Raw genomic sequence first — 26585 nt, 5'->3', positions numbered from 1 at the left:
TTTTCACAAGAGGATAATTGAATTATGACAGAAGTTTTACTAAAAGAGTTGAGCAATAGTGATATTAATTGGATAGTTGCCAATAGCGATCGCCAGGAATTATTACCTGGTAGTTTATTAACTTCACAGGGAAAGACTGTTGATTCTTTGTATATCTTATTAGATGGTACATTGACAGTTAACGTTACGCAATCTGAGAATAATCCTTTGCATCGAGCTTTTGCGGCTATTGATAGTGATATCAACTCAGATTGGGAAATTTTTAGAGTATCTAGGGGTGAAGTAGTCGGGGAAGTTCCCTTTGTAAGCCAAAGTTCTAACATCACTACAATTAAGGCTCTAGAAAAATCATTAGTGATGTCAATTCCTCAAGAAAAATTAGCCGCAAAATTACAGCAAGATGCTAGTTTTGCGGCTCGCTTTTATCGAGCGATCGCTATTATGTATGCAGACAGACTGCAAAAACTAATCACTCAACTTGGTAGACGCAAATTAACACAAGCTAAGTCTTTAAAAGACGTACTATTTGTTTTAGCTGAATTACACGATAGTGACATTGATTGGTTAATGGCTTGTGGTATCACCCAAAAAGTTGCAGCAGGTCAAACACTCATTTATGAAAATAGTCCTGTCGATGCGCTATATATTATTTTGAGGGGAAAAATGTCTATGTCTGTCTCGGAAGATGATCGCAATCCTTTATTGCGTGCTTTTTCTGCGATTGAAGGTAAAGAACTCATTGGGCGAGAGATAGCCAAATTATCCAAAGGGGAAATATTAGGAGAAACACCGTTTATTGATGGTCGCCTCCCTTGGGCGACAGTGAAAGTAATTGAAGATTCTCTAATTTTGGCAATCCCCAAACAGCAATTAGCAGTAAAATTACAACAAGATATAGGATTTTCATCTCGTTTTTACCGCGTCATTTCTATTTTATCAGCCAACAGATTACAGGAAATTTTGAGTAGAATCGGCTACGGCAGGAGAGTTTATAGCGCAGGTCTTCCACTCAGCAATAATGTTGAATATGAGGATGAAATCAATATTAGCATCTTAGATAAAATGGCTATAGCCAGTAAAAGATTTGATTGGATGATTTCGCGTATGAGCATAGCTTAAATATCTCCTGCTACTTGGATGTTTAGTCGTTGTAGCTACTAGGCTATTAGTATTCATTTAATCCCAGGTGAATTTAATCAATACATAATAATTTTGCTAGGGTTTGAACAGTTATAAATCCTAGCAAAGTCTATTTATATCTGTATATTCTTAAATCTTATCACCTCATATTTTCGCTTCCAATAAATTAAAAAAATGAAATCACATACAAATAAAATATAAAAATAAGCTAGTGAGAAATAACAATTACATATTGTTTTACGTCTTTATTAGCATTTAAATAATTACATAAGCCAGCAATAAATATTGTCCTAAACAAATTTATTGTTAGCATCGAAAACCTCTAACACAAGTCTAGAAGGAGATTATTATGTCTATTCAAGATGCTCAAGCTTTTTACTCAAGAATGAAAACAGATGATGCTTTTCTTGATCAAGTAGAAAATGCAGCTAGTCCTGAAAACCGCCTGGAAATTATTCAGTCTGCTGGTTATGATTTTAGTGCAGAAGAATTTAACACAGTCTTAGCTCAAAATGCTCAACCAGAAGCTGGTGAATTGAGTGAAGCAGAACTGTTACAAGTTAGTGGCGGAATTCGTTTTGCAAGTCCAGGTCTTGTTCGCCCTCTTTATGGCGTTGGTATACCACCCAGAAATTATTGGAGACCACGTAAATAACCAGTAGGGTGTGTTACGGCTGTGTAAAGATTCAAGCTTGTGAGCAAAGATATCTAGGCGTAACGCACCAATATCATGGCATTAAAAGACCTTTCAAACGATTCCATAAGGAGATAATTATGTCTATTGAAAACGCGCAAGCTTTTTACTCAAGAATGAAAACAGATGATGCTTTTCTCGAACAAGTAGAGAATGCAGCTAGTCCTGAAGAGCGTTATGAAATTATTCTAGCTGCTGGTTATGATTTTAGTGCAGAAGAATTTAATACAGTCTTAGCTCAAAATTCTCGAACAGAAGATATTGAATTGAATGAAGAAGAGCTATTACAAGTTAGTGGTGGACGTAGTAATAGCCTTGTCCTTCATTACGGTGCTAGTTTACCACCCAAAAAATTTTGGAGACCTCGTAAATAGATTTAAATGTGAAATTAGTGGGACTTAAATAAAAAGTAAATGTTTAAGTCCTGCTAGGAAATAGGCTGGAAAATCCTAATTTTGCATTGATATTTCAGGAGAACAATGCCAGATTTACACGAAGAATATGAAGAATATCGGCGTATTACTTACGCTGTATGGGAAATTACTCTTAAATGTAACCTTGCTTGTAGTCATTGTGGTTCAAGAGCAGGAGAAGAGCGCGTAAAAGAACTTTCAACAGCAGAAGCCCTAGACTTAGTGCGACAATTAGCGGAAGTAGGAATTAAAGAGGTGACGCTAATTGGCGGAGAAGCCTTTATGCGTGCTGATTGGTTGGAAATTGCCGCCGCTATTAGCCAAGCTGGTATGCTCTGCACTATGACTACTGGTGGCTATGGTATTTCCCGTGAGATGGTCAAAAAAATGAAAGCGGCGGATATTGCTTTTGTTTCCGTCTCTACCGATGGTTTACAAGCCACCCATGACCGTCTGCGTGGTCGTCAAGGCTCTTGGGAGTCAGGCGCACGCACAATGAGTTTTTTAAAAGAAGAGGGTATTCCCTTTGGTTGTAACACCCAAATTAACCGCCTTTCTGCCCCAGAATTTCCACTGATTTATGAGCATATCCGGGATTTAGGGGCGATATCTTGGCAAATTCAGTTGACTGTACCGATGGGTAATGCGGCAGACAACGCAGAGATATTACTGCAACCTTATGAGTTGTTAGCACTTTATCCGATGTTGGCTAGAGTTGCTCAACGCGCCCGTCGTGAAGGTAAAGTCCAACTAGCAACGGGAAATAACATTGGTTATTATGGCCCTTATGAACGGCTTCTGCGTGCTGACTTTGACGAAGATCCATCATATTCATTTTGGCAAGGTTGTAGTGCTGGGTTAAATTCGATTGGGTTAGAAGCTGACGGGGCAATCAAAGGCTGTCCCTCATTACCCACAGCAGCTTATACTGGTGGGAATATCCGCGATCGCTCTCTTAAAGAAATCATTGCCACATCAGAACAGTTACGCTTTAATCTAGGCGCAGACACTCCCCAAGGTACAGCTCATCTGTGGGGTTTCTGCAAAAGTTGTCAGTATGCAGAACTCTGTCGGGGTGGCTGTAATTGGACAGCACACGTTTTCTTCGATAAACGCGGTAATAATCCTTACTGTCACCATCGCGCCTTGGAAATGGCCAAGCGTGGGCTACGGGAAAGATTTTATTTAAAAGTCAAAGCCGCAGGAATACCCTTTGATAACGGTGAATTTGCTTTGATTGAAGAGCCTCTAGATGCACCTTGGCCAGAGAATGATCCTCTACATTTTACCCCTGAGTCGATTCAGTGGTCAGATAGTTGGCAAGTATACCCACAGCGTTTTGCTTCATTCAGATGAATACTACAGAGTCAAATCCAGTTAACTTATTAACTCCCATAGTTTCACCAGCAGAAACCCTAGTAGAGTCTCCTTTGTTACCTCGTTCTGCTTGGCAAAATCCCGAAGTATTTGCAAGATTATTACTGAAAACTAAAAAAATGTTAGATATTGCTGAATTCAGTAGCTTATTTGATTGAACGACTCAAAAAAAGTCATTGCAATATGGGTAACTGAGTTTTTTCTGTTACCCATTTGTTGTGCGGTATTGCATAAATGCGAGATGATTTGTATCACGCAGAGGCGCAGAGACGCAGAGAGGATAAAGAGTTTGAAGTTTCAGCACATCAAATTTCATTTTCTGATTCAGTCACATCTGTTTTGCTTCGACTTCACAAAAATGGCGAGTTCTATCTAAATATTGTGCATTTGCTCAGGCAAGACTTTTTTATATTCTTGGGTTTATACCAACTAAATTCTGTCTTTTCATTAAAAAAATACATCATAATTTTTAGTTCCAAATCTCTCGATTAACAAAAATACCAATGTTAGAGCAGAAGCGTCGCATATTTCGCCAAGAATCTGTAGAGCGTCTATCTTCTCCTGAAAGATTAGACCAACTTATGCAAGTAGTCAGCCCTAAAAGTTGGCTACCTCTGATAGCTTTAAGCTCTTTGGTGGGAGTAGCTATTGTTTGGAGTATTTATGGACGTATTCCGATCACAATTGAAGGGCGAGGAGTATTAATCTATCCGCGTAAAGTAGTACCTCTACAATCGAAAAATTCAGGACAATTAACAAATGTCAACTTCAAAGTTGGTGACTCGATTAAAAAAGGACAGGTATTAGCAATCATTGATCAATCTGATCTACGTCAACAACTCGAACAACAAAAAGCTAAACTAACACAACTAGAATCACAAGACCAAGCAGCTAACTCTATATTTAAACAGCGTTTAGCACAAGACGCACAGTCAATTCAACAACAACGTCAGTATCTTCAACAACGCATTCAGGAACTTCAAACCCTTACACCTGTTCTCAAAACTAGAGATAATACCTCTCTTGAACAGCAGCGCAAAAGTTTAAAACAAAACCTCCAACGCTTCCAAGCCTTGAGTCCAGTTTTCCGGCGCAGAATGGAAATCCGCCAAAAGTTATTTCAACAAGAAGGCGTATTTTCAGCCGATGAAGCTTTGCAAGCAGAACAGGAATATCTAGAGAATTTGCAAAATATTTCTGACATCGAAACCCAATTAAAAGCACTTGATGTCACAGAAACTCAAAAACAAAAAGAATATGGTGAAAATATATCAACTATTTCCGATTTACAAGCCCAATTAAAGAAACTAGATAGTGAACAAGCTTCTCAAGCGCAACAAGACCTAGAAAATACTAATAATCGCAAAAAAGAAATTCAAGAAGTTAAACGAGAGATAGCTAAACTGCAACTACAAGTAGGTGATAATAGCAAAATTATTAGCCAATATAACGGTCGAGTTTTAGAAACTACAGTGGCGCAGGGACAAGTAATTAATGCTGGTACTCGTTTAGCAAATATAGAAGTAGAAAATCCTGATAGTAAGTTAGTAAGTTTAGCTTATTTTTCAGTGGCAGAGGGCAAGAAAATTCAATCAGGAATGCCAATTCAAATCACTCCTGAAACGGTGAAGCGAGAAAGATTTGGCGGTATTGTCGGGAAGGTGATTAATATTTCCAATTTCCCCACTACCAAAGAAGCGGCAATTAATGAAATAGGTAATTCCGAAGTTGTTGAAGGTTTAGTATCACAAAAAAACGAAGGATTCATCCAAGTATTTTCTGAGATACAAAATGATGCTCAAACCTTCAGTGGTTACAAATGGTCTTCATCTAAAGGGCCACAGATGAAGATTTCTTCTGGAACTACTACTATTGTGCGCGTTCAGGTCGAAGAACGCGCTCCCATTACGTTTGTATTACCTATTTTGAGGTCGTTAAGTGGCATCTACTAACCCAACTATAGGTCTACCTACGAATTTTTGGCAGTATCTACAAAAACTACTGCCTCAAAGAAGCAAGCGGGTAAAAACACCAACTCTTTTGCAAATGGAAGCAGTTGAATGTGGTGCTGCGGCTTTAGGAATTATCTTAGGTTACTTTGGTCGGATTGTGCCGTTGCCAGAATTGCGGCGAGAGTGTGGTGTTTCCCGCGATGGTAGTAAAGCATCGAATGTGTTGAAAGCTGCCAGAAATTATGGTTTAGAGGCTAAGGGTTTAAGAAAGGAACTAGATAAACTCCCAGACCTAAATCCCCCTTATATTATCTTTTGGGACTTTAATCACTTTTTGGTAGTAGAAGGGTTTCGCAACCAGAGAGTGTATCTGAATGACCCCGCTACAGGCCCCCGTACTGTATCTTTGCAAGAATTTGACGAAGGTTATACGGGTGTAGTCTTGGTGATGGAACCAGGAAGTGAGTTCCAAAAGGGTGGACGTAAACCTAGTATGATTGGGTCTTTGTGGGAGAGGCTACAGAGTTCAACTAGTGCCTTACTTTACTGCTTAATGGCAGGATTTTTCTTAACTTTAGTGGGGATGGCTGTACCCGTATTTAGCCAAATATTTGTCGATGAAATTCTTGTAGAACAAAGATTAGATTGGCTTAATCCCTTACTTTTGGGAATGGCTGTGGCTGCTGTTTTGCAAGGCTTACTCACATTACTGCGTCTGCAATATTTACGCCGTTTAAAAATTAAATTATCGGTGGGGATGTCTAGCCGGTTTCTCTGGCATTTATTACGCCTACCAGTAGGGTTTTATGCCCAACGTTTTGCCGGAGAAATTACCAGTCGGATGAGTCTCAATGACCAAGTGGCTAATGTGCTTTCGGGACAGTTGACCACCACAATTATTGATGCTGTGATGGTGGTTTTCTATGCCTTGATTATGTTGCAATATGATTGGCTATTAACTTTGATTGTCATCAGTTTAGCGATCGCCAACATTTTCACTCTGCGCTTAGTCTCTCGTCAACGGGTAGACCTCAATCAAAAATTAATGCTAGATTTTGGCAAGGCTGAAGGGGTTTCAATTGCGGCTCTCCAAGGCATCGAAACCCTGAAAGCATCAGGCTTAGAATCTGATTTCTTTTCTCGCTGGTCAGGCTATTACACCAAGGCCATCAATAGCCAACAACAAATGGATGTCACTAACCAATTATTTTCCATTCTACCTACGCTTTTAGAGGCTATTTCTAGCTTGTTATTGTTAGTAATTGGTGGTTTGCGAGTCATGGATGGACATCTCAGTATTGGGATGCTGGTAGCTTTTCAAGGCTTAGTAGGGAGTTTTCAAGCACCAGTCGCCAGCCTATTGAATTTTGGTAGCACCTTACAAGAATTAGAAGGCAATTTGGTTCGTTTAGATGATGTTTTAGATAACCCGACTGATAAAGCGATCGCCCAAAGAAACTTAGCTCATGAAGAAGCAGGGGAGCAGGGAGCAAGGGAGCAAGGGAGCTTTCACCCACAAAGGGTGTTACCAAAGTGGAACTTACTTAGGTTTCTCTCTTTATTTCCCCCAGCCCCCAGCCCCCAGCCCCCAGCCTCTTCTCAAGTTATCGAACCATCATCTTATTTTTCAGCCTTGCCCAGATTACAAGGATATGTAGAATTACGTAACCTCACCTTTGGCTATAGTCGCCTAGAACCGCCTTTAATCGAAAATTTTAATCTTTCTCTCAAACCAGGACAAAGAGTGGCTTTAGTCGGTGGCAGTGGTTCTGGTAAGTCTACCATTGCCAAACTCGTCAGTGGACTTTACCAACCTTGGGCGGGAGAAATTCTGTTTGACGAACAATTAACAGAAGAAATTCCCCACCAATTATTAACTAATTCTGTGGCAATGGTAGAACAGGATATTTTGTTATTTGGTGGCACAGTTAGGGATAATTTAACGCTTTGGGATAATACTATATCCGATAAAAACTTAAAACGAGCTTGTCAAGATGCTGCCATTGATGATGTGATTTTGGCTCTCAATGGTGGATATGATGCCGAACTGATGGAAGGTGCGGCGAATTTAAGCGGTGGTCAACGCCAACGCCTAGAAATTGCCCGTGCTTTGGTGAATAATCCCTCAATCCTGATTATGGATGAAGCCACCAGTGCCTTAGATGCAGAGACAGAACGGATTATTGACGAAAATCTGCGGCGACGGGGATGCACCTGCATTATTGTGGCACACCGACTAAGTACGATTCGAGACTGCGATGAAATTATCGTCCTAGAACGAGGCAAGGTAGTGCAACGAGGTACTCATCAGCAATTGTGGCAGACGGAAGGTGTGTACTCACGGTTAATCCGCACAGAAGGGGAAGCCTTGGAGGAGGAATAAAGATGCAGCAAAAAAGAGTCGATCAATGTGCCGTACATGGTCAAACCTATATATTGCAAGGTAATGAACCCATACTATTAGATGATCCTGCTAGAGTTTGGGTAATTCAATCTGGCTCTATGGCCTTATTTGCGATCGCACTTCAAGATGGTGTGATCGCAGGAACTCGCCGTTATTTATTTAGTCTCTCTCAGGGACAAGCCTTATTCGGTACTAAAGCCATGAACGGTCAACAGCAAATTTTAGCTGTACCGATTGGAGAGGTGGAATTACTGCAACTACATCCAGAAGGTTTTCCCGAATTAGTTGCTCATGGCGATACTAGAGCATTTGACTGGGTAGAATCTTGGCTGTGGGAACTTAGTAGCGTGTTATCTGGGGTAACTCTCCCAGTCATTGAGGTGGTATCTCAGGGAGAAACGCGGTTTTCTTTGTTGGATGGTCAAACTTTCCAAGGGGAAGCCGGGGCTATCTGTTGGGTAAAGATTCAGCAAGGGACTATTCGCTTATTAGGTTTGTCAGAAGTCACGCTGACACCTGCAATGGGTTATTTTCCCCTGACTGACAAAATGTGGTTAGAAGCCGTGGAGGAAGTTCAACTCACCACGCTGAAAACCCATGAATTTTTGAATGCTGACCAACTCTTAGCTGCTTTGTCAGCAATGCACATTCAATTACTGCAATGTGTGGAGTTTTTTGACCGACAAGAAGCAGAAGCAGAAATGATGCGATTGCGCGATCGCCAGCGTCTAAATCGTCAAGTAACTTCTCAAGCGTTAGGAGAGTTAGCATCAACTGTCAATCCTCAAGATGGCGATTTTTTCTTAGAAGGTACACCTTTGTTAGTGGCGGCTGGTGCTGTTGGTAAAGCGATAGGAGTAAAAATTTCGCCTCCCGCCCGTTCCGAGAACCTCCAACGAGTCAAAGAGCCTTTAGAAGCTATTGTCCGCGCCTCTCGGATTCGGATGCGCCGAGTTTTATTACGAGACAACTGGTGGGAAAAGGACTGTGGGGCGTTAGTCGCCTATACAGAGGTAGATAATCGCCCGGTAGCTTTATTACCAGTTTCTACTACTAACTATGAATTATTTGATCCGGTTGACCATACCCGCACCAAGGTAGATGAACCTATAGCGATGACACTTGCGCCTGTCGCCTATATGTTTTATCGTTCTTTCCCCGATCAGGTACTCAATACCTACAATGTGATTTTGTTTGCCCTGAAAGGACGGAAACTCGATGTTTTCCTGACTGTACTCACAGGGGTGGCTGTGACGCTGTTAGGGATGCTCACACCCCAAGCCACTGCTATTATTATGGATAACGCAATTCCCGATAGCGATCGCGGTTTGTTACTCCAAGTCGGAATGGGGCTACTGGTTGCAACATTAGGCACAGTCTTATTTCAAATAACTCAGAATTTTGCACTTTTACGCATTGAAACCACCGCCGCCACCGCTACAGAGGTGGCTGTATGGGATCGACTGATGAACTTACCAGTATCTTTTTTCCGCAAATATACAACAGGGGATCTACATTCAAGAGCCTCATCTGTCGGTGAAATCAGTCGTCAACTCAGTGCAAATACAATTATCAAACTAATTACCAGTTTCTTTGCATTATTTTATTTAGGGCAATTATTTAACTATAACTTTCAGTTAGCCTTACTTGCGGTTGCGGTTGCCGTCATTACCAGCGCAGTCACCATCCTTTCTGGTATCCTCCTCGTTGGTAAAGTGCATCCTTTACTCGAACTACAGGGCAATATTTTCGGACAAACAGTACAAATCATTAATGGCATTTCTAAACTACATATTGCAGGAGCCGAAGAACGCGCCTTTGCTTCTTGGAGTAAAAACTACACTCGTCAACTCAAGCTAACTCTCAGTACACAACAGTTAGAAGATGCTGTAGTTCTTTTTAATACAGTCATGCCCATATTTACATCTGGAGTCCTGTTTTGGTTAACCATCAACCAATTTAAAACGGCGCAGACTTCCGGCACTATGGCTATTACCATAGGTACATTCTTAGCCTTCAACACGGCTTTTGATCAATTTGTGAACGGTACTACCAATCTCAGTAATGTAGTCACTGAAATTGTCCAAATTACTCCCCATTGGCAACGTACTCAACCCATTTTGCAAGCTGTCCCCGAAGTAGATTTAAGCAAAGCTGACCCAGGAAAATTAGTAGGCAAAATTGTTGTAGACCATGTAATGTTTCGCTATCGTCCAGATGGGCCATTAATCTTAGATGATGTAAGTATCTCTGCACAATCAGGAGAATTTATTGCCCTCGTTGGAGGTTCTGGAAGTGGTAAATCAACAATCTTCCGATTATTGCTTGGGTTTGAAACTCCAGAAAGTGGAGGTATTTACTACGATGGACAGGACTTATCTGGCTTGGATGTCGAAGCAGTCCGCCGACAATTGGGTGTCGTCTTACAAAACGGCCGTTTAAATGCAGGCTCTATTTTTGAAAATATCGCCGGTGGTGCAAATATTACCTTTGATGAAGCTTGGGAAGCTGCGAAGATGTCTGGCTTCGCTGACGATGTAGCCGCTATGCCAATGGAAATGCACACCGTAGTGAGTGAAGGCGGTGGTAATCTTTCTGGAGGACAACGCCAACGCTTACTCATAGCCCGCGCTTTAGTATTAAAACCTCGCATTCTGCTATTTGATGAAGCCACTAGCGCACTCGACAACCGAACCCAAGCAATTGTCAGTGAAAGCTTAGACAAAATGCAGGTAACGAGAATAGTTATTGCTCACCGACTCAGCACAATTCGCAATGCTCATCGTATCTATGTACTTCAAGCAGGACGAATTGTACAGCAAGGCAGTTTTCAGGAACTCGCTTCAATTGAAGGACTATTTGCTCAATTAATGGCTCGCCAAATGGCTTAGTAATAAGCTAATTCACTGACAGATACAAGTTTTGCTCAAAAACACAATTAATAAATAATAAACATAGAGGTGCAAAATGAAAATTCAAATGATTGGTCATGCTTCCATATTTGTAGAAACACAAGATTGTAAAGTAATGATGGACCCAGTGCTTTGGGATAAATTTTGTGAAGTGACAACAAGTATATGCCCTGAGCGAGAAGTTATTTACGACCAAATTCCTGAGTATGATGTACTAGTAATTTCCCATAGACATTTAGATCACTTTGATATTCGTTCTCTTGCTTATCTGCCTAAAAATATTGATGTTTTTATTCCCAAAGATAAGTTAGTAGAAAATTGTCTGCGTCAATTAGGATATTCTCACATCTATACTTTAAGTGACTTTAGTGAAGTCAAGATTGGTTCTACTAACCTCCTAGCTACACGTTCAGAAAATCGCGTACCTGAATATGGGATATTATTTGCCGACCCATCGGGAGTTTTTTGGAATCAAGTAGACTCATTAGTAAATGCAAATACAATTAATTTTGTCAAATCTCAATACCCAACAATAGACTTTTTGTTGGCAAGCTGGCAACCAATGTTAGAAACTGAGTATCAATATAATCAAAGCTTTTCATTCCCATTTTCTGGTTATAGTAATACTCTCCAATTGATGGGCTTGACTCAACCAAGAGCTATTTCTCCTGGTGCGAATGGCTTCAAGTTTATAGATGGTTCAGCTTGGTTAAATAAAGTTGTCTTTCCAGTCACTCAAGAGCAATTTTGTCAAGACATAAAAAAAGTTTGCCCAGCAACAGAAAATATCTTTGCTCTTCAGCCAGGAGATATTTGTGAAATTGAAAATGGCACATCTACCTATCTACCTGCTCAATCGCAATTTGTCAAAACAGTTAAAGATGATAGAGATATTTTATCTTTTTCGCCTGTGACAGTAAATGGCGAAATGATTGACAGTAACCCAAACAACTATGATATTCATGAAATGAAAAAAATAATTGAAGAAGAGGTTTGTGTTAACTTACCTAAGTTCTTCATGGAACATAAACAAGATTTATTTGCCCAATATTTCCATTGGGAAGTCAGATACCAACTAGAAGTAATATTTCCAGATGGTTCTCAAACATGGTATTTTGACTTTACGGAAGATCCTATTCAGTGCAGAACAGTATCTAGTCCTTTAGCTAACGTGTTTAATGTCATCACAGCCTCCAGCTTATATGCAGTTTTAAAATCTTATAAAACCTGGGATTATCCTGCTGCTAGCGGATATTTACGTGCATTTGAAAAAATATATATAGCCAGCACTCACGGTGCTATACGTCCCGATATTAAATCACTGAATATTTCTCCTTTAGCTTTAAAGTTTCCTTATGAGGAAGTTTTCAAAAAAGTGTTGGATAAAGAAGTGGAAAAATGGTCGAAACAATCTCAACACAATCAAGTTATTGGAGAAAATCAATCAAAAATCATGAAACTAGGTAATGCTTTTATTAGAATGTATCCAAAAAATATCAATAACCAACAATTGATAACAACTAGTGTGTAGATAGCATCTTGAAATATTTTTAAGCTAAGTCATAGCTTGTAATGACCATAAACATAGAGGTGCAAAATGAAAATTCAAATGATTGGTCATGCTTCCATATTTGTAGAAACACAAGATTGCAAAGTAATGATGGACCCAGTGCTTTGGGATAAATTTTGTGAAGTGACAACAAGTATATGCCCTGAGCGAGAAGTTATTTACGACCAAATTCCTGAGTATGATGTACTAGTAATTTCCCATAGACATTTAGATCACTTTGATATTCGTTCTCTTGCTTATCTGCCTAAAAATGTTGATGTTTTTATTCCCAAAGATCAGTTAATAGAAAATTGTCTGCGTCAATTAGGATATTCCCACATCTATACTTTAAGTGACTTTAGTGAAGTCAAGATTGGTTCTACTACGCTCCTGGCTACCCGTTCAGAAAATCGCGTACCTGAATATGGGATGGTATTTGCTGACCCATCGGGAGTTTTTTGGAATCAAGTAGACTCATTAGTAAATGCAAATACAATTAATTTTGTCAAATCTCAATACCCAACAATAGACTTTTTGTTGGCATGCTGGCAACCAATGTTAGAAACTGAGTATCAATATAATCAAAGCTGTGCATTCCCATTTTCTGGTTATAGCTATATTCTGCAATTGATGGGCTTGACTCAACCAAGAGCTATTTCTCCTGGTGCGAATGGCTTCAAGTTTATAGATGGTTCAGCTTGGTTAAATAAAGTTGTCTTTCCAGTCACTCAAGAGCAGTTTTGTCAAGACATCAAAAAAGTTTGCCCAGCAACAGAAAATATTTTTGCTCTTCAGCCAGGAGATATTTGTGAAATTGAAAATGGCAAATCTACCTATCTACCTGCTCAATCGCAATTTGTCAAAACAGTTAAAGATGATAGAAATATTTTATCTTTCTCGCCTGTGACAGTAAATGGCGAAATGGTTGACAGTAACCCAAATAACTATGATATTCATGAAGTGAAAAGGACAATCGAAGAAGAGGTTTGTGTTAACTTACCTAAGTTCTTCATGGAACATAAACAAGATTTATTTGCCCAATATTTCCATTGGGAAGTCAGATACCAACTAGAAGTAATATTTCCAGATGGTTCTCAAACATGGTATTTTGACTTTACGGAAGATCCTATTCAGTGCCGAACAGGATCTAGTCCTTTAGCTAACGTGTTTAATGTCATCACCGCTTCCAGCTTATATGCATTGTTAAAATCTGATAAAACCTGGGATTATCCTGGTATTGGCGGATATGTACGTGCATTTGAAAAAATATATATAGCCAGCACTCACGGTGCTATACGTCCCGATATTAAATCACTGAATATTTCTCCTTTAGCTTTAAAGTTTCCTTATGAGGAAGTTTTCAAAAAAGTGTTGAATAAAGAAGTGGAAAAATGGTCGAAACAATCTCAACCCAATCAATTTATTGGGGAAAATCAATCAAAAATCATGAAACTAGGTAATGCTTTTATTAGAATGTATCCAAAAAATATCAATAACCAACAATTGATAACAACTAGTGTGTAGATAGCATCTTGAAATCTTTATAAGTTAAGTCATAGCTGATAATTTTCATTAATCTTGGCATAAATTAGCTAAATAAAACATAAACAAAGCCTTTATTGCTGGCTGTGGCTGGTTTTTCAGATTTTGAAGCTAACTCTAAAAATGCGATTTTAATGCTATACCCTCATCTAAAACCAAAGGAAGAAATATTTATGAATACAATCAAAAACAGTGTCAAGAGCATCATCACAGAAGAACACTCTTCTCAACTTCATGTTTGGCATCAATTAGGCTGGAAAAATGTTACTCTAATTTATTTAGATGAACATCTAGATTTTCAATATATTAGTGAAAATCATATAACAGCATTGAAAAAATGCCAAACTTCAGCAGAATTAGCTCAACTAGAAAGACCTAGTCATATATTTCCTGATGATAAATATAGTTATGGTATCGAAAATTTCCTTTTTGCGGCTCATCGCTTGGGAATAATTGAAAATCTCATTTGGGTAACTCTAACTCCCAAAAATAAACTACCAAATTCTATAAAATATATGCGTAAATTACGGGGGTTTTTACAACAGCATAATGCATTTACTGTTAACGATATAACAAATATTGCAATTACAGAAGATATCGCTACGGCGACAGTATTTGGATTAAAAATAACGGTATGTGGTTATGAAGATTTAAAGAAATTAAAGCTTCCCGAAAACACTTTTATTGATATTGATATTGACTACTTTATTGGCTTGCCTGAGCAATATCCTTTGGTAGATCCAGAAAATGTTTTTGCCTGTTTAAAGTCTTTACCTATTAATTACGATACCGTCACTTTGACTCGTTCTGTGAGTAGTGGTTATATGCCACTACGTTACTATTTTTTGGCTGATTATTTAGCAGCTCTTTGGCAAAATGACCTGCGTGAAATAGAACACTATCGCCGTTTATATGCTCTTGATCAACAAGCACGAAATAACAACATAGAAGCCGCTAAAGCTGGCTGTCTTGAAGAAATACAAATCATGCCAAATTGTGCTGCTACTTATTACTTATTAAGCCTTTGTGAAACTGAGACGCAAAAGTCTGTTAATTACGAACTAATCGCAGGAAAACTTTGCCCTAGCTATTGCCCTAGTGTACTACATTTAGCTAATGCAATTCTAAGCCGTGACTTAGAATATGATAAAAATACACTAAGCTTTTTAGAAAATAAATTAATGCTAGCTGAAATAGACATTGAAGAAAAAATATTAAGTCACTATACTCTAGGAATTTTATATAGTCTAAAGTCTGAAAAAGAAGAGAGTCTTAAACATTATAGATATTGCCAAGAAATCAAACCAGGCAATTATCCTGATTTAAGTTTGAATATAGGTTGTATCTTTATGAAAAATAAGGATTACACGAAAGCAATTAGCTTTTTTGAGCAGGCTTTGGCTGATGAATCGAGCAAAGCTGAAGCACATAAAATGCTTGGGAAAATTTATCTAGAGCAGGGTCAGTATCAGATAGCGGAAGAAAATTTGATATTAGCTGGAGAAATTGTACCTACTGATGAACTAGCAATGAAACTATTAGCTAAATTATACAAAGAAATAGGAGATGAAACAAGCTATAAGCATCAAATAAGCAAATATTATCACATGAAATTCTTGTCTCAAAAATTTACATAATTATTAACAATAGCCGCTATTGTCTTAAATCAACATAGCCTTGACAAATTGTCTTAATTATCAATCAAAATTACCATGAATAGCTGTACATTAGAAAATTATCTTCAGGTTGTTGTACCCCACCTTTCACCTAAGTTAGTTTCTCCCGAAGCTTTATCTCATATTCAAGCAATAACAAGGATTTTTCCACTTTCATCCGAGGGGTTATTTGAGTGCCGTCTAGGTGCGAATAACTCCAGGGTAGATTTCTCAGTTCTTGCTACAAATTTAGGTTCAAGTCATCAGAGCTTTGAAAAACTAGATTTTCTAGTGAACTTACCAGAAGTATTTTCTTCAAATCCTATCTGGAGACGTATTCAAAATTTTTGTTCTGCCTGTTGTGGAACAAACTCCCTACTATCTAACAATATAGACAATATTTGGCTGGAATTTGATCTTGATAAAGATCCCCAAAATTTACCAATTCCTAGCTTGTTTTTAGGATTCAAAGAACTAAATTCAGAAAAATATAGTATCCAGATATCTCAAAGTGCTAATGAGCAACTACAAACTGTGAAAACGGCCTTGCACATATTATTTGATGATCATGTTTCACCAATAATTGAAAATAATCTAGGTATTTGTGTAAATTCCTTACCACAAGGCTCTCAAATACTTTATGTAGGAGTTATGTTTTCTCGCCATTTAGATGCTGTTAGAGTCAATATTAGTGGAATTTCTCCTGAATATCTTGAAGATTACCTTGCTCAAATTGGTTGGAAATATTCAATTGAACCTCTCAAAGAAATAATTCAGTCACTAACTCAAATTGTAGATACAATAATCCTCAATATCGATATAGGAACTAGTATTTTTCCGCAGCTAGGTTTAGAGTGCCTATTAAATAATAAAAGTACAAGATGTGAACCAAAATGGCAATTACTTTTAAATTGTTTAGTAGAACATGAATTATGTACCCCAGAAAAATATGATGCTGTTCTCAATTGGTCTGGATATTGTCACGCACAGAATTATCCAGAGTTATGGCCTGATAATTTGATTAAAGTATCTCAATTTCTTGGTTCAAGATGGCATAGCATTTATTTTAGAAATTTAAATCATATAAAGATAAATTATCATCCAGACGGATACTTAGAAGCTAAAGGGTATTTAGCATTTGGTCGCAGTCTTGTCTGTAAATAACACATTCATTAAATTTAATTACTACAAATTTAACTGTTAAAAGTGAAAATTTAAATCCCTGTAGTTTAAGTAACACACCAATTAGCGAGGACTTAAACTACACTATACGCCATCAGAAATGATGATTAATTAGAATTACCTCAAATCATCATACCTAATTACTATAAGAAATTAGGTATTTTTTATTTTTATAAATCAAAACTTTATCTACAAAATGTGTATTCAGATCAAATGATTGTGCATTATTCCCATTAGGAAATTACTATATTATTTAATTATCAACTTAGACCAAATAAAAAATTCATCAACAAGAATGTGTCAAATTAGTTATTGCTAAGGGATGAGCGATTAACAGCATAATCAAATAAACTTGCTAGCATAAACCTAAGCAAAAACTAGATAAATAAGCATTGTTAATAGTTGATGAGTTAAGTTTATGTGATTTAAGTCGATACTCACCCCATATATCTGACGATTCTTAAGGATGATCTATAAATTACCAAGGATTGGCAGAACCTATGGGAGTAAATCATACATACACTTTTTGTAAATTTAACCTCAATTCAGGAGTAATTTCATGTCAGGACAAGAATTTTCACGTCATGAGTTTAACGCACAAATCGCTGCAAAAACTTGGCAGGATGCTGCATTTAGACAAGAGTTATTATCTAATCCCAAAGCAGCTATAGCCAAAGAATTGGGAACAACTATGCCTGATAATTTGCAGATTCATGTGTTTGAAGAAGATAATAACAACATCTATCTAGTGATTCCACCAGTACCAGGTGTGGAAGAAGAACTAAGCGATGAGGCATTAGAGCAAGTTGCTGGTGGCTATGTAGCAACTAGAAAGAGAGGCAGGGTCTTTATCATAGGTTAATTTTGTTGATAGCAGCAAAATAAAAGCTGACGAATAAGTGAGAATAATAGAGATTCTCACGATAAATTTCAACATCATTAACACATCTTTTGAATTGAGTCAGCATTAATTGCAAACTCGATATTAGGAGAATGTAAACATCAGACTATAGTGGAGTTTACATTCTCCTCTACCTATACTGAATTACGAATTCATCTCTAGCTTTCAAAGTATCAGAAAATTTTAAGAACATAAGGAAACTAAAGCGTTAAAAATCTTTCTGAGAAAAAGATTTAGTCATTCATCACATTTAATTTGATTGTTATTAATTATAAAATTTTGTAATAGTTAATATAATTCCCAATGTTTATGTCAACTCAAGAACTAAATCATCAAATGAAAGCAGAATTTATTTTTCCACCTTTTGATATTACAGAATACGATATAGATCACCATGCAGATTTCACCACAATCGATCAAAAATTACTAGCTAAATTTAGTCAAATCAAGCGGTTTAAAGAACGTTGGGAAGTAGACGTAGAGTTTCGTCAACAAGTTTTTACAGATCCTCATAGTGCCTTTGTGCGCCACGGTTTGAAATTACATCCTGAAGATGTCAGACCAATATGGGATGAAGATTGCAATAGCAAGTGGGAACAAGGACTATTAGAGTTTCCACTCTTGAAATTGAGTAATGAGTTCTTTGAAAGGTTGGACTATTTACAAAATATCCACTTAAAGACTGCTCCCAGTAATATCTATATTCGACAATGGCGAGAAAGGCAAATTGTACGTACTGCTAGTCAGTTTCAACCATTGGTTAACCAAATTGTTATTCATGCTCCAGTTTCTTTTGAACTTTGCAAGGGTTGTTCAGTAGGATGCCGATTCTGTGCTGTATCAGCACCCCCTCTCACTGAGATATTCTTATACACTCCTGAAAATTCCAAATTGTGGCGTGAAGTATTAGAAGTGATGACAGGTTTTTTAGGAACTTCTGCGGGTGCTGGCTTTTGCTATTGGGCGACTGATCCCCTAGATAACCCAGACTATGAAAAATTTTGTCTTGATTTTCATGCGATTACGGGATTTTTCCCCCGGACTACAACTAGTCAACCGTTAAAGTATCCAGACCGTCTACGCTCGATTTTAAGATACTCAAGAGAGAAAAACGGTGTATGCAATCGTTTCTCAATTCTGTCTTTGAAGATGTTGGACAGAGTTTATCAAGAGTTTAGCGATGAAGATCTGTTGAATGTGCAAATGAATTTTCTGAATGAAGAGGCAGAAGATTCTGTTAAAGCTCATGCAGGGAGACAACGAGAAATAAACCTCCAAAAAAGTCAAGGAGATGAAGAACCTCATGCACAAGGAACAATTGCTTGTGTATCAGGATTTTTATTTAACATGGTGGAGCGTAGTGTCAAGCTGATTAGCCCTTGTAATGCCAATGAACGATGGCCATTAGGTTATATAGTCTATGATCAAGGAACTTTCGTAGATGCTGATGACCTCAAGAGTTTGATTGAGCGAATGATTCGGGATAATATGCCGCAGACAGTGAGACTAGGCGATGTGTTACGCTTTCGTCCTGATCTGAAGTATGAAGCTCTTGTTGATGGCTTTCAACTTTCTACCCATGTTAAAACCTTCAAGTTCCGTCATGATTCTTTGTGGAAAGAGTTAGGGGTTTTAATCCATCAAGGTAATCACACAACCGCAGAGATTACCCAATTTTTTACGAATAAAGGTGTGTTAGCGACACAAACATCTTACTATCTCAATCTTTTATTTGAGCGTGGGGTTTTAGACTCTGAGCCTCAAATTTAGAGGGTTTTTGAAACCTTTGAAAATCTCAAAAGCTACAGTCTACACTAAGCCTGATGATATATTTACCAATTATGATGCACACTGAAGAGTTACGACAAGAAATAATTGCACGTTCTTTTAACATTAAAGAATTTTGTTTAGATTACCACGATAGTTTTCAAACTATCGATCAGGTTGATCCGCAACTCCTAAGTAAATTTAGTCAAGTTAAGCGGTTTCAAGAACATTGGGAAGCAGATAGTAAATTTCGGGAACAAGTCGTTGAAGATCCTTACAGTGCATTTTTGCGCTATGGGTTGAAACTAAATCCTGAAGATGTCAGACCTAAATGGGATAAAAACTGTAAAAATATATCAGATTTTCCACTGCTAACACTAAGTCAGGCATTTTTTGATCGCTTAGATAAAGTAACAGATATCGATTCTGATGTTAGTCACTTAAATATTCGTGCATGGCGGGAAAGACAAATTGCACGTACCGCCAGCCAATTTAACTTAGCTGTTCACAAAGTAATTCAACACATCCCAGTTTGTTTTGAATTGAGCAAGGGTTGTTCTGTGGGATGTCGATTCTGTGCTGTATCTGCACTGAAATTTAGCGATATTTTCTTATATACTCCCGAAAATGCTCAATTATGGCGCGGCGTGCTAGAAGTCATCACAGACTTTTTAGGTTCTGCGGCTGGGAAAGGTTTTTGCTATTGGGCTACTGATCCTCTAGATAACCCAGATTATGAAAAGTTTTGCCATGATTTTCACGCCATTACTGGTTCTCTCCCCCAGATGACGACTGCTCAACCTCTGAAAAATGTTGAGCAAACACGGGCAATTTTAAAACTCTCAAAAGAGAAAAATGGTATCTGCAATCGCTTTTCAATTCTGTCTTTGAAGATGTTAGACAGAGTTTATCAAGAGTTTAGCGATGAAGAACTGTTGAATGTGCAGATGAATTTTCTCAATGAAGAGGCAGAAAATGCTGTTAAAGCTCATGCAGGGAGACAGCGACAAGCAAACCTGCAAAAAGGTCAAGGAGATGAAGAGGCTCACAGACAAGGAACAATTGCTTGTGTGTCAGGATTTTTATTTAATATGGTGGAGCGCAGTGTCAAGCTGATTAGCCCTTGTAATGCTGATGAACGCTGGCCATTGGGTTATATGGTTTATGATCAAGGCACTTTTGTAGATGCTGATGACCTGAAGATTTTGATTGAAAGGATGATTCAGGATCATATGCCGCGAATCCTCAGACCTAGCGACTTGATCCGCTTCCGGCGTGATCTGAATTATCAAACTCTGGTGGATGGTTTTCAACTCTCAACTCGCATTAAAACTTTTAAATTTCACCATGATGTGTTATGGCAGGAGTTAGGTGCTTTAATTCACCACGGTCAGTATACAACCGCAGAGATTACAGAGTTGTTAACTCTTAAAGGAGTGACATCAGCAAGAATATCTTGTTATCTGAATGTTTTGTTTGAGCGCGGAGTGTTAGATTCTGAGCCTCAACCGCAAGAGGGATAAAGTAAGAAACAAATATTTTTGCGCTAATACAAGTTTCTAGACTCGCCATTGCAGGGGATTTCTCCTGCAATTTTAGTGAGTAAACCTCAATTAATAGGATAGCGATCGCCCACTTTCTCAAACCACTCACTAGCTATGATGATCATTGGAAAGATTTGGCATGGAAACTAGATATCATCAGTCAAATAGACCAAATAATTACAAAATTGTCAACTCTTTCAATACTCAGTTTGACAATTTTAGTCACACAGAAATACCACAACGTCTGCATTACTTTTTTGAAAATCGATGTGATATTGATCCTGATGCTGTGGCTTTGATATGTGATGCCGAGTTGCTCACTTATGGAGAACTTGATCTACGAGCCAATAAGTTGGCTAATTACTTAGTCAATCAAGGTATCAATCAAGGGGACAGAATTGGTATTCTGTTGGAACGCTCAATTAATACCTATGTGACGTTGCTGGCTATACTCAAGAGTGGTGCGGCTTTCATCCCTCTAGATGCCTCCTTTCCCCAAGATAGAATCACCTTTATTGCAGAAAACGCATCTCTGAATTTACTGATTAGTACCACAAAATTCAGTGAACTAACTGCTGGGGTTGGCTGTCAAGTTTTGATGTTGGATGCTGTAGCTGAAGATATTGCCAAACAGCCAAAAACGCGGATTTTGTTGTCAGATGCACAAGACGAACTCTGTTACATTATCTATACTTCCGGCTCGACTGGCAGACCTAAAGGTGTAGCTGTCAATCACTCTAATATATGCAGCTTTATCTCTATTTGTACACCAATCTATGGCGTAAAGAGTTGCGATCGCATTTATCAAGGGATTATCATCGCCTTTGATTTCTCCATTGAGGAAATTTGGCCTACCTTCGCTGTGGGAGCTACTTTGATTGTCGGCCCTACCGACCATCGCAAAATCGGCTCAGACTTGGCTGATTTCTTGATTGAACAGCAGGTAACAATGCTCTACTGTGTTCCTACCCTCCTAGCAACAGTAGATAAAGATGTCCCCTCCATCCATACTTTAATAGTCGGCGGTGAAGCCTGTCCCCAGGATTTAGTGAAGCGTTGGAGTATTGGGGGACGGCGGATGCTGAATACTTACGGCCCGACCGAAACAACAGTTACAGCTTTGTGGACGGAATTAGTCCCAGACAAACCAGTCACTATCGGTAAACCCCTACCATACTACAGTGTTTATATCCTCGATGAGCATCTACAAGAAGTTCCACCAGGTGAGATTGGAGAAATCTGCATTGGGGGAATTGGTGTCACCCAAGGTTATGTAAATCTTCCCGAAAAAACTGCCGCTAAGTTCATCCCCAACCCCTTTACTGTAGGTGAGAAAGAAGAAAAACTATATCGTAGTGGTGATTTAGGTCGATTTACCCCAGATGGTGAAATAGAATATTTAGGGCGCATTGACCATCAAGTTAAAATTCGGGGTTATCGTATCGAACTAACAGAAATTGAAGCAGTTTTACTAGAAGATCAAGAAGTAGAGAATGCTATTGTCTCCCTGGTATCTATTAATGATGCAGACAAAGAATTAGTTGCTTATATCACACTACATATTCCTGTCACTGATTCTCAAGCTCTCAAACATCGCCTGTATAACTCGCTGAGTAGCCGTCTGCCTAACTACATGGTGCCAGCATTCCTTGAAATTTTGGATGCGATTCCCACATTACCCAATGGTAAAGCTGACCGTTCACAGCTACCAAATCCCACGACTAAGAGAGTCAGCAAAAACTCTGGTTTATATGTGCCACCAGCTACAGAGCTTGAACAAGAACTAGCTAATGCTTGGGGTCAGATTTTCGGCAATGATCATATATCTGTTGAAGAAGACTTCTTTGCTGATTTAGGTGGTCATTCTCTTTTTGCGGCGCGTATCATCTCTAACTTGAGACAGCAACCAACATTACAGTATCTTTCTATTGCTGATTTATATTCCCACACAACTATCCGATCGCTTGCCAATCACATCGAAAGCATCCAAAAACAACATAGTGCATCTGTTCGGTCAAATCCACGTACAGTTAGACATCATAGTAACTTGCGAGTCTGGTTGAGTGGGAGCATACAAATAGTTATGCTCTATGTCCTCTTTATCGTTTTCGGAATGCCATTCATCTTACTGTTAGAGGACTTTCATGAATGGTCATCACCACTGGTAGTTTTTGCGGAAATCAGCATATTTTCTATGATGTGGTTTGTGATGAGTCTCACACTCCCAATCATCGCTAAATGGTTGCTCATTGGTAAGTTTCGTCCAGGCCGCTATCCCTTGTGGGGTTGGTATTATTGCCGTTGGTGGTTAGTGAGAAAAACTATAGATATTGCCCCACTTGATTATCTAGCTGGTTCGCCTCTCATGCCCTTATATATGCGGTTATTGGGTGGAAAGATTGGTGAAGGCTGTCATATCGGCACGAAAGATTTACATCTGCCTGATTTAATCACAATTGAAGACGGGGTGAGTATTGGCTATGGTGTTCAGGTACAGCCTTTTATAGTGGAAGATGGATGGTTATATCAAGCACCCATCAAGATTGAGGCTAATAGCTTTATTGGGACTAATTCAGTAGTCATGCTTGGTAGTCATGTAGGTCGGGGAGTGCAGTTAGATGAACAGTCTTTAGTAGCACAAGACCAAGTGATTCCAGATTATCAGGTTTGGGCTGGGTCGCCCTCCCAACCAATTACCGATGCTGATCCGATTTTGAAGGAAATGAACTACCGCAAAACCCCCTCGGTGCAATTGTCGCCAAGACTTTGGATGGGTTTTGTCGCTGGATTTATCTTGCTTGATGCTCTACCCTTTATTATTTTCACTCCAGGGTTAATTTTTGAGTACGCGGTATCCCAAGGACAACTGCTCAAAGGTCTTTTATACACACCCATTGCCGGTTTATTGTATGGACTGACAACCTGTGCTGTAGTCGCCTTTGGTAAGTGGTTGGTAATGCCCAATACTCGTCCTGGGATTTTTCCAGAAAATTCTGGTTTTGGTTTGCGTAAGTGGCTGGCTGACAAATTTATGTTTACGAGTTTGTCACTAACTAATACGCTCTACGCCACCCTTTATACTATGCCTTGGCTGCGTCTGTTGGGGGCGAAAGTCGGGCCGAGATCAGAAGTTTCGACTGTATCGCAGATTGATCCAGACTTGCTGAGATTGGGTAGTGAAAGTTTTGTGGCTGACTTTGCTACGATTGGTGCGGCTAAATATTACAATGGCTTCTTTGCCTTGGGAGCTACTGAAATTGGTAGTCGTTCCTTTGTGGGTAACGCTGCTTTAGTCCCTAGCAGCACATATCTTGGGGATCATAGCTTAATTGGGGTGTTGTCTGTACCTCCTAATCAACCAGTATCTTCTGGTTCATCATGGCTTGGTTCACCAGCAATTTTCCTTCCACGTCGTCAGCAAGATGAGTGTTTTGATGAAAGAGTGACTTTCCGTCCACCTCTAAAACTGGTTTTTGGTCGTCTTGCTATTGAGTTTGTGCGGATTGTTTTACCACTAACCCTTATATATGTGCTGTTCATTGAGAATCTTGTCGGGTTAGCTTGGTTGACATCAAAAGTATCAACACCAATGCTGATAGTTTTGTCACCAGGACTATTTATAGCCTCTTCGTTTTTGGTAACTCTTTTCGTGGCGATATTGAAATGGATAGTAGTTGGACGCTATCGACCGCGTGTAGAGCCTTTGTGGTCTATCTTTGTGCGTCGTACAGAGTTTATTACTGGCTTATATGAAACTGTCGCTGTACCATTTTTACTCAGATGGTTTACTGGGACACCATTGTTAGCACCGCTTTTAGGTTTATTTGGGGCAAAAATCGGTCGCCGAGTTTACATGGAGACTACGTATTTAACCGAGTTTGATTTAGTGCGGGTTGCTGATGATGCGGCGATCGCTAATTTGGTATCTCTGCAAACTCATTTGTTTGAAGACCGCGTGATGAAAATGTCCAAATTAAGAATCGGTCGTGGTTGTAGTGTTGGGCCTCGTTCTGTAGTTCTATATGACTCGGAAATGGAAGCTGGAGCAAAATTAGATGCTTTATCTCTAGTGATGAAAGGTGAAATGCTACCATTTCAAAGCCATTGGCAAGGTATTCCATCTCGCGCAGTTAACTAAGGCTGACTCACTTTTATAAATGAAGTAGAGACGTTGCACGCAACGTCTCTACTTTTCTGTGGGGTGTGTGACACTGCAAAATTATTTGAACTTATACCAATTTAATGTGAAGTTGCACATATTTCGATCCCCCTAAATCCACGCCACTTGCTACAACGGAGGGAACCTCCGCAACGCAGTGGCTCCCCTTAAAAAGGGGGACTTTGATATATGTTTTTCCGGTTCCCTCCTTTTGAAGGGGATGCTCAAGGGGATCTGATTCTATGCAGCTTCATAAAAAATTGGTATTAGTCATGAAACTTATAGCGTCACACACCAAGCATTGTGATATTTGCATAATTCCTAATTTTTATCAATTTTATCAATGAATCTCTGGCTAAAAATGTTGTAGTTAATCCTCAAAATAGTGCATTTAGTTGTTCTTTATTAAAGAGTATTATGCAGTAGTAGATTAAACCCAGAAATCGATAACCCAATTTTGGTAATGGATGACAATTGCTTTTCCATTACCAATAATTTCTTAAATTAATCACCATCTCATTTTATCCCTCCTCTCTAAAAAAGTTCTGTCAAATTTACAATAATTGACAGGATTTTTCTTAGTTAATTAGTGAGGTAAACGCTACTTTTGATGATTAAAGATTTTTCTTGTCTGGTTATTATTTATCCAGATTAGAGAACCATAGTTTAATTCACTGGATGGCTTGAAAAATTTTACATGAGTGATTCACTAAAATGACATTATTTAAAATGCTGATACCACGCTTATTTTATGGTTTAGCCAGTTTTTCTGTATTTACAATTTTTGAAATTCCTGCAATAGTAGTGGCATCAGAAAATAATGTTAATTACAATCAACCAGAACTTTTGCAAACAGAGATTACACCGCAGGATCTCAAAAACATTGACGAGTTAGTTAGTATCGCTGAACGTAATTCTCCCGACATCTTAGAAGCAAAGGCAGCAAGGGGGTTAAGTCCCTTTAATGATGTGATGAGTGTTAGTTTCTCCGGCACAACATACGGATCATTTAACAATTATGAAGAGTTTTACATTGGTGTTACAGTTAACCCTATTAGGCTCTTAACTGCTACTCAACAATCATCTGTTCTGAAAGCTCGGTTGCTAGAAGAAAAACGCCAAAAAAGAGTAGCTATAGTACAGTATTACGTTGAATACTTGCAAGCACGTCAAGCCGCGAAAATTGCTACCTACCAAATGCAAAAGTTTGCTGATAGTTCACGGGTTGCAAGTGTTAATATCCAAACTCAACTTGGTAATGCAGATTATGTGGCTGCTGTCACAGAAATGTTGAATACAAATACAAGGGAAAGAATCGCTTTAGAGCAATTGGCCGCCAGTGTGGGATTATCGCCACAAGAAGCAAATAGCATTATTAGTAAATAGCAAATTAT

The 26585-nt window shown here is 38.7% G+C and carries 17 protein-coding genes; all 17 read left to right on the top strand.

All coding sequences use genetic code 11. From position 1 onward, the window contains the following. Positions 1-24: 24 nt before the first annotated feature. The 17 genes from H6G77_RS18945 (at position 25) to H6G77_RS18865 (ending at position 26577) form a co-directional block, all read left to right on the top strand. Complete coding sequence (locus H6G77_RS18945; RefSeq protein ID WP_190671469.1) at positions 25-1119, top strand: cyclic nucleotide-binding domain-containing protein; 1095 nt, start codon at positions 25-27, stop codon at positions 1117-1119. Positions 1120-1489: 370 nt separating this feature from the next. Next, entirely contained in the window at positions 1490-1795 is a 306-nt protein-coding gene (locus H6G77_RS18940; RefSeq protein WP_190593121.1) for a Nif11-like leader peptide family natural product precursor, read from the top strand. 119 nt (positions 1796-1914) lie between these two features. After that, positions 1915-2208 carry a Nif11-like leader peptide family natural product precursor gene (locus H6G77_RS18935; RefSeq protein WP_190593122.1) on the top strand — a complete coding sequence of 98 codons (294 nt, stop codon included), beginning with the start codon at positions 1915-1917 and terminating at the stop codon, positions 2206-2208. A gap of 105 nt (positions 2209-2313) precedes the next feature. Continuing rightward, positions 2314-3603 carry a nif11-class peptide radical SAM maturase 3 gene (locus H6G77_RS18930; RefSeq protein ID WP_190872417.1) on the top strand — a complete coding sequence of 430 codons (1290 nt, stop codon included), beginning with the start codon at positions 2314-2316 and terminating at the stop codon, positions 3601-3603. Continuing rightward, positions 3600-3782, top strand: a complete 183-nt coding sequence (locus tag H6G77_RS18925) for a hypothetical protein (protein WP_190872468.1) — start codon at positions 3600-3602, stop codon at positions 3780-3782. The genes H6G77_RS18930 and H6G77_RS18925 overlap by 4 nt, the downstream gene beginning before the upstream one ends. Positions 3783-4127: 345 nt before the next feature. After that, complete coding sequence (locus H6G77_RS18920; RefSeq protein WP_190872416.1) at positions 4128-5576, top strand: NHLP bacteriocin system secretion protein; 1449 nt, start codon at positions 4128-4130, stop codon at positions 5574-5576. Beyond that, on the top strand, positions 5563-7959 hold the full coding sequence (locus H6G77_RS18915; protein WP_190872415.1) for an NHLP family bacteriocin export ABC transporter peptidase/permease/ATPase subunit: 2397 nt from the start codon (positions 5563-5565) through the stop codon (positions 7957-7959). Before H6G77_RS18920 ends, H6G77_RS18915 begins: the two co-directional genes overlap by 14 nt. A gap of 2 nt (positions 7960-7961) precedes the next feature. Then, positions 7962-10871: an NHLP bacteriocin export ABC transporter permease/ATPase subunit gene (locus H6G77_RS18910; RefSeq protein ID WP_190872414.1), complete on the top strand. Its 2910-nt coding sequence runs from the start codon at positions 7962-7964 to the stop codon at positions 10869-10871. Positions 10872-10947: 76 nt separating this feature from the next. Beyond that, positions 10948-12423, top strand: a complete 1476-nt coding sequence (locus H6G77_RS18905; RefSeq protein WP_190872413.1) for an MBL fold metallo-hydrolase — start codon at positions 10948-10950, stop codon at positions 12421-12423. 66 nt (positions 12424-12489) lie between these two features. Further along, on the top strand, positions 12490-13965 hold the full coding sequence (locus tag H6G77_RS18900; RefSeq protein WP_190872412.1) for an MBL fold metallo-hydrolase: 1476 nt from the start codon (positions 12490-12492) through the stop codon (positions 13963-13965). 104 nt (positions 13966-14069) lie between these two features. Next, positions 14070-15620, top strand: a complete 1551-nt coding sequence (locus H6G77_RS36495) for a tetratricopeptide repeat protein (protein ID WP_190872411.1) — start codon at positions 14070-14072, stop codon at positions 15618-15620. Between the two features lie 75 nt (positions 15621-15695). Continuing rightward, complete coding sequence (locus tag H6G77_RS18890) at positions 15696-16802, top strand: hypothetical protein (protein ID WP_190593130.1); 1107 nt, start codon at positions 15696-15698, stop codon at positions 16800-16802. A gap of 577 nt (positions 16803-17379) precedes the next feature. Beyond that, entirely contained in the window at positions 17380-17682 is a 303-nt protein-coding gene (locus tag H6G77_RS18885; protein WP_190593131.1) for an NHLP leader peptide family RiPP precursor, read from the top strand. A 348-nt stretch (positions 17683-18030) separates the two neighbouring features. Then, positions 18031-19491 (top strand): radical SAM family RiPP maturation amino acid epimerase, encoded by a 1461-nt coding sequence (locus H6G77_RS18880; protein ID WP_190593132.1) that lies wholly within the window; start codon positions 18031-18033, stop codon positions 19489-19491. A 71-nt stretch (positions 19492-19562) separates the two neighbouring features. After that, positions 19563-21011, top strand: coding sequence for a radical SAM family RiPP maturation amino acid epimerase (locus H6G77_RS18875; RefSeq protein ID WP_242049252.1), 1449 nt, complete (start codon positions 19563-19565; stop codon positions 21009-21011). A 160-nt stretch (positions 21012-21171) separates the two neighbouring features. Then, the gene (locus tag H6G77_RS18870; protein WP_190872410.1) at positions 21172-25170 is read left to right on the top strand and encodes a Pls/PosA family non-ribosomal peptide synthetase; all 3999 of its coding nucleotides are present in this window, start codon (positions 21172-21174) and stop codon (positions 25168-25170) included. Between the two features lie 735 nt (positions 25171-25905). Further along, positions 25906-26577 carry a hypothetical protein gene (locus H6G77_RS18865; protein WP_190872409.1) on the top strand — a complete coding sequence of 224 codons (672 nt, stop codon included), beginning with the start codon at positions 25906-25908 and terminating at the stop codon, positions 26575-26577. Positions 26578-26585: the final 8 nt, after the last annotated feature.

Origin of the sequence: Aulosira sp. FACHB-615 (genome assembly GCF_014698045.1) — a bacterium.
Lineage (GTDB): Bacteria > Cyanobacteriota > Cyanobacteriia > Cyanobacteriales > Nostocaceae > Nostoc_B.
Note: the sequence above shows the minus strand (reverse complement) of the source record. Positions and strands in the feature narration are given on the sequence as shown.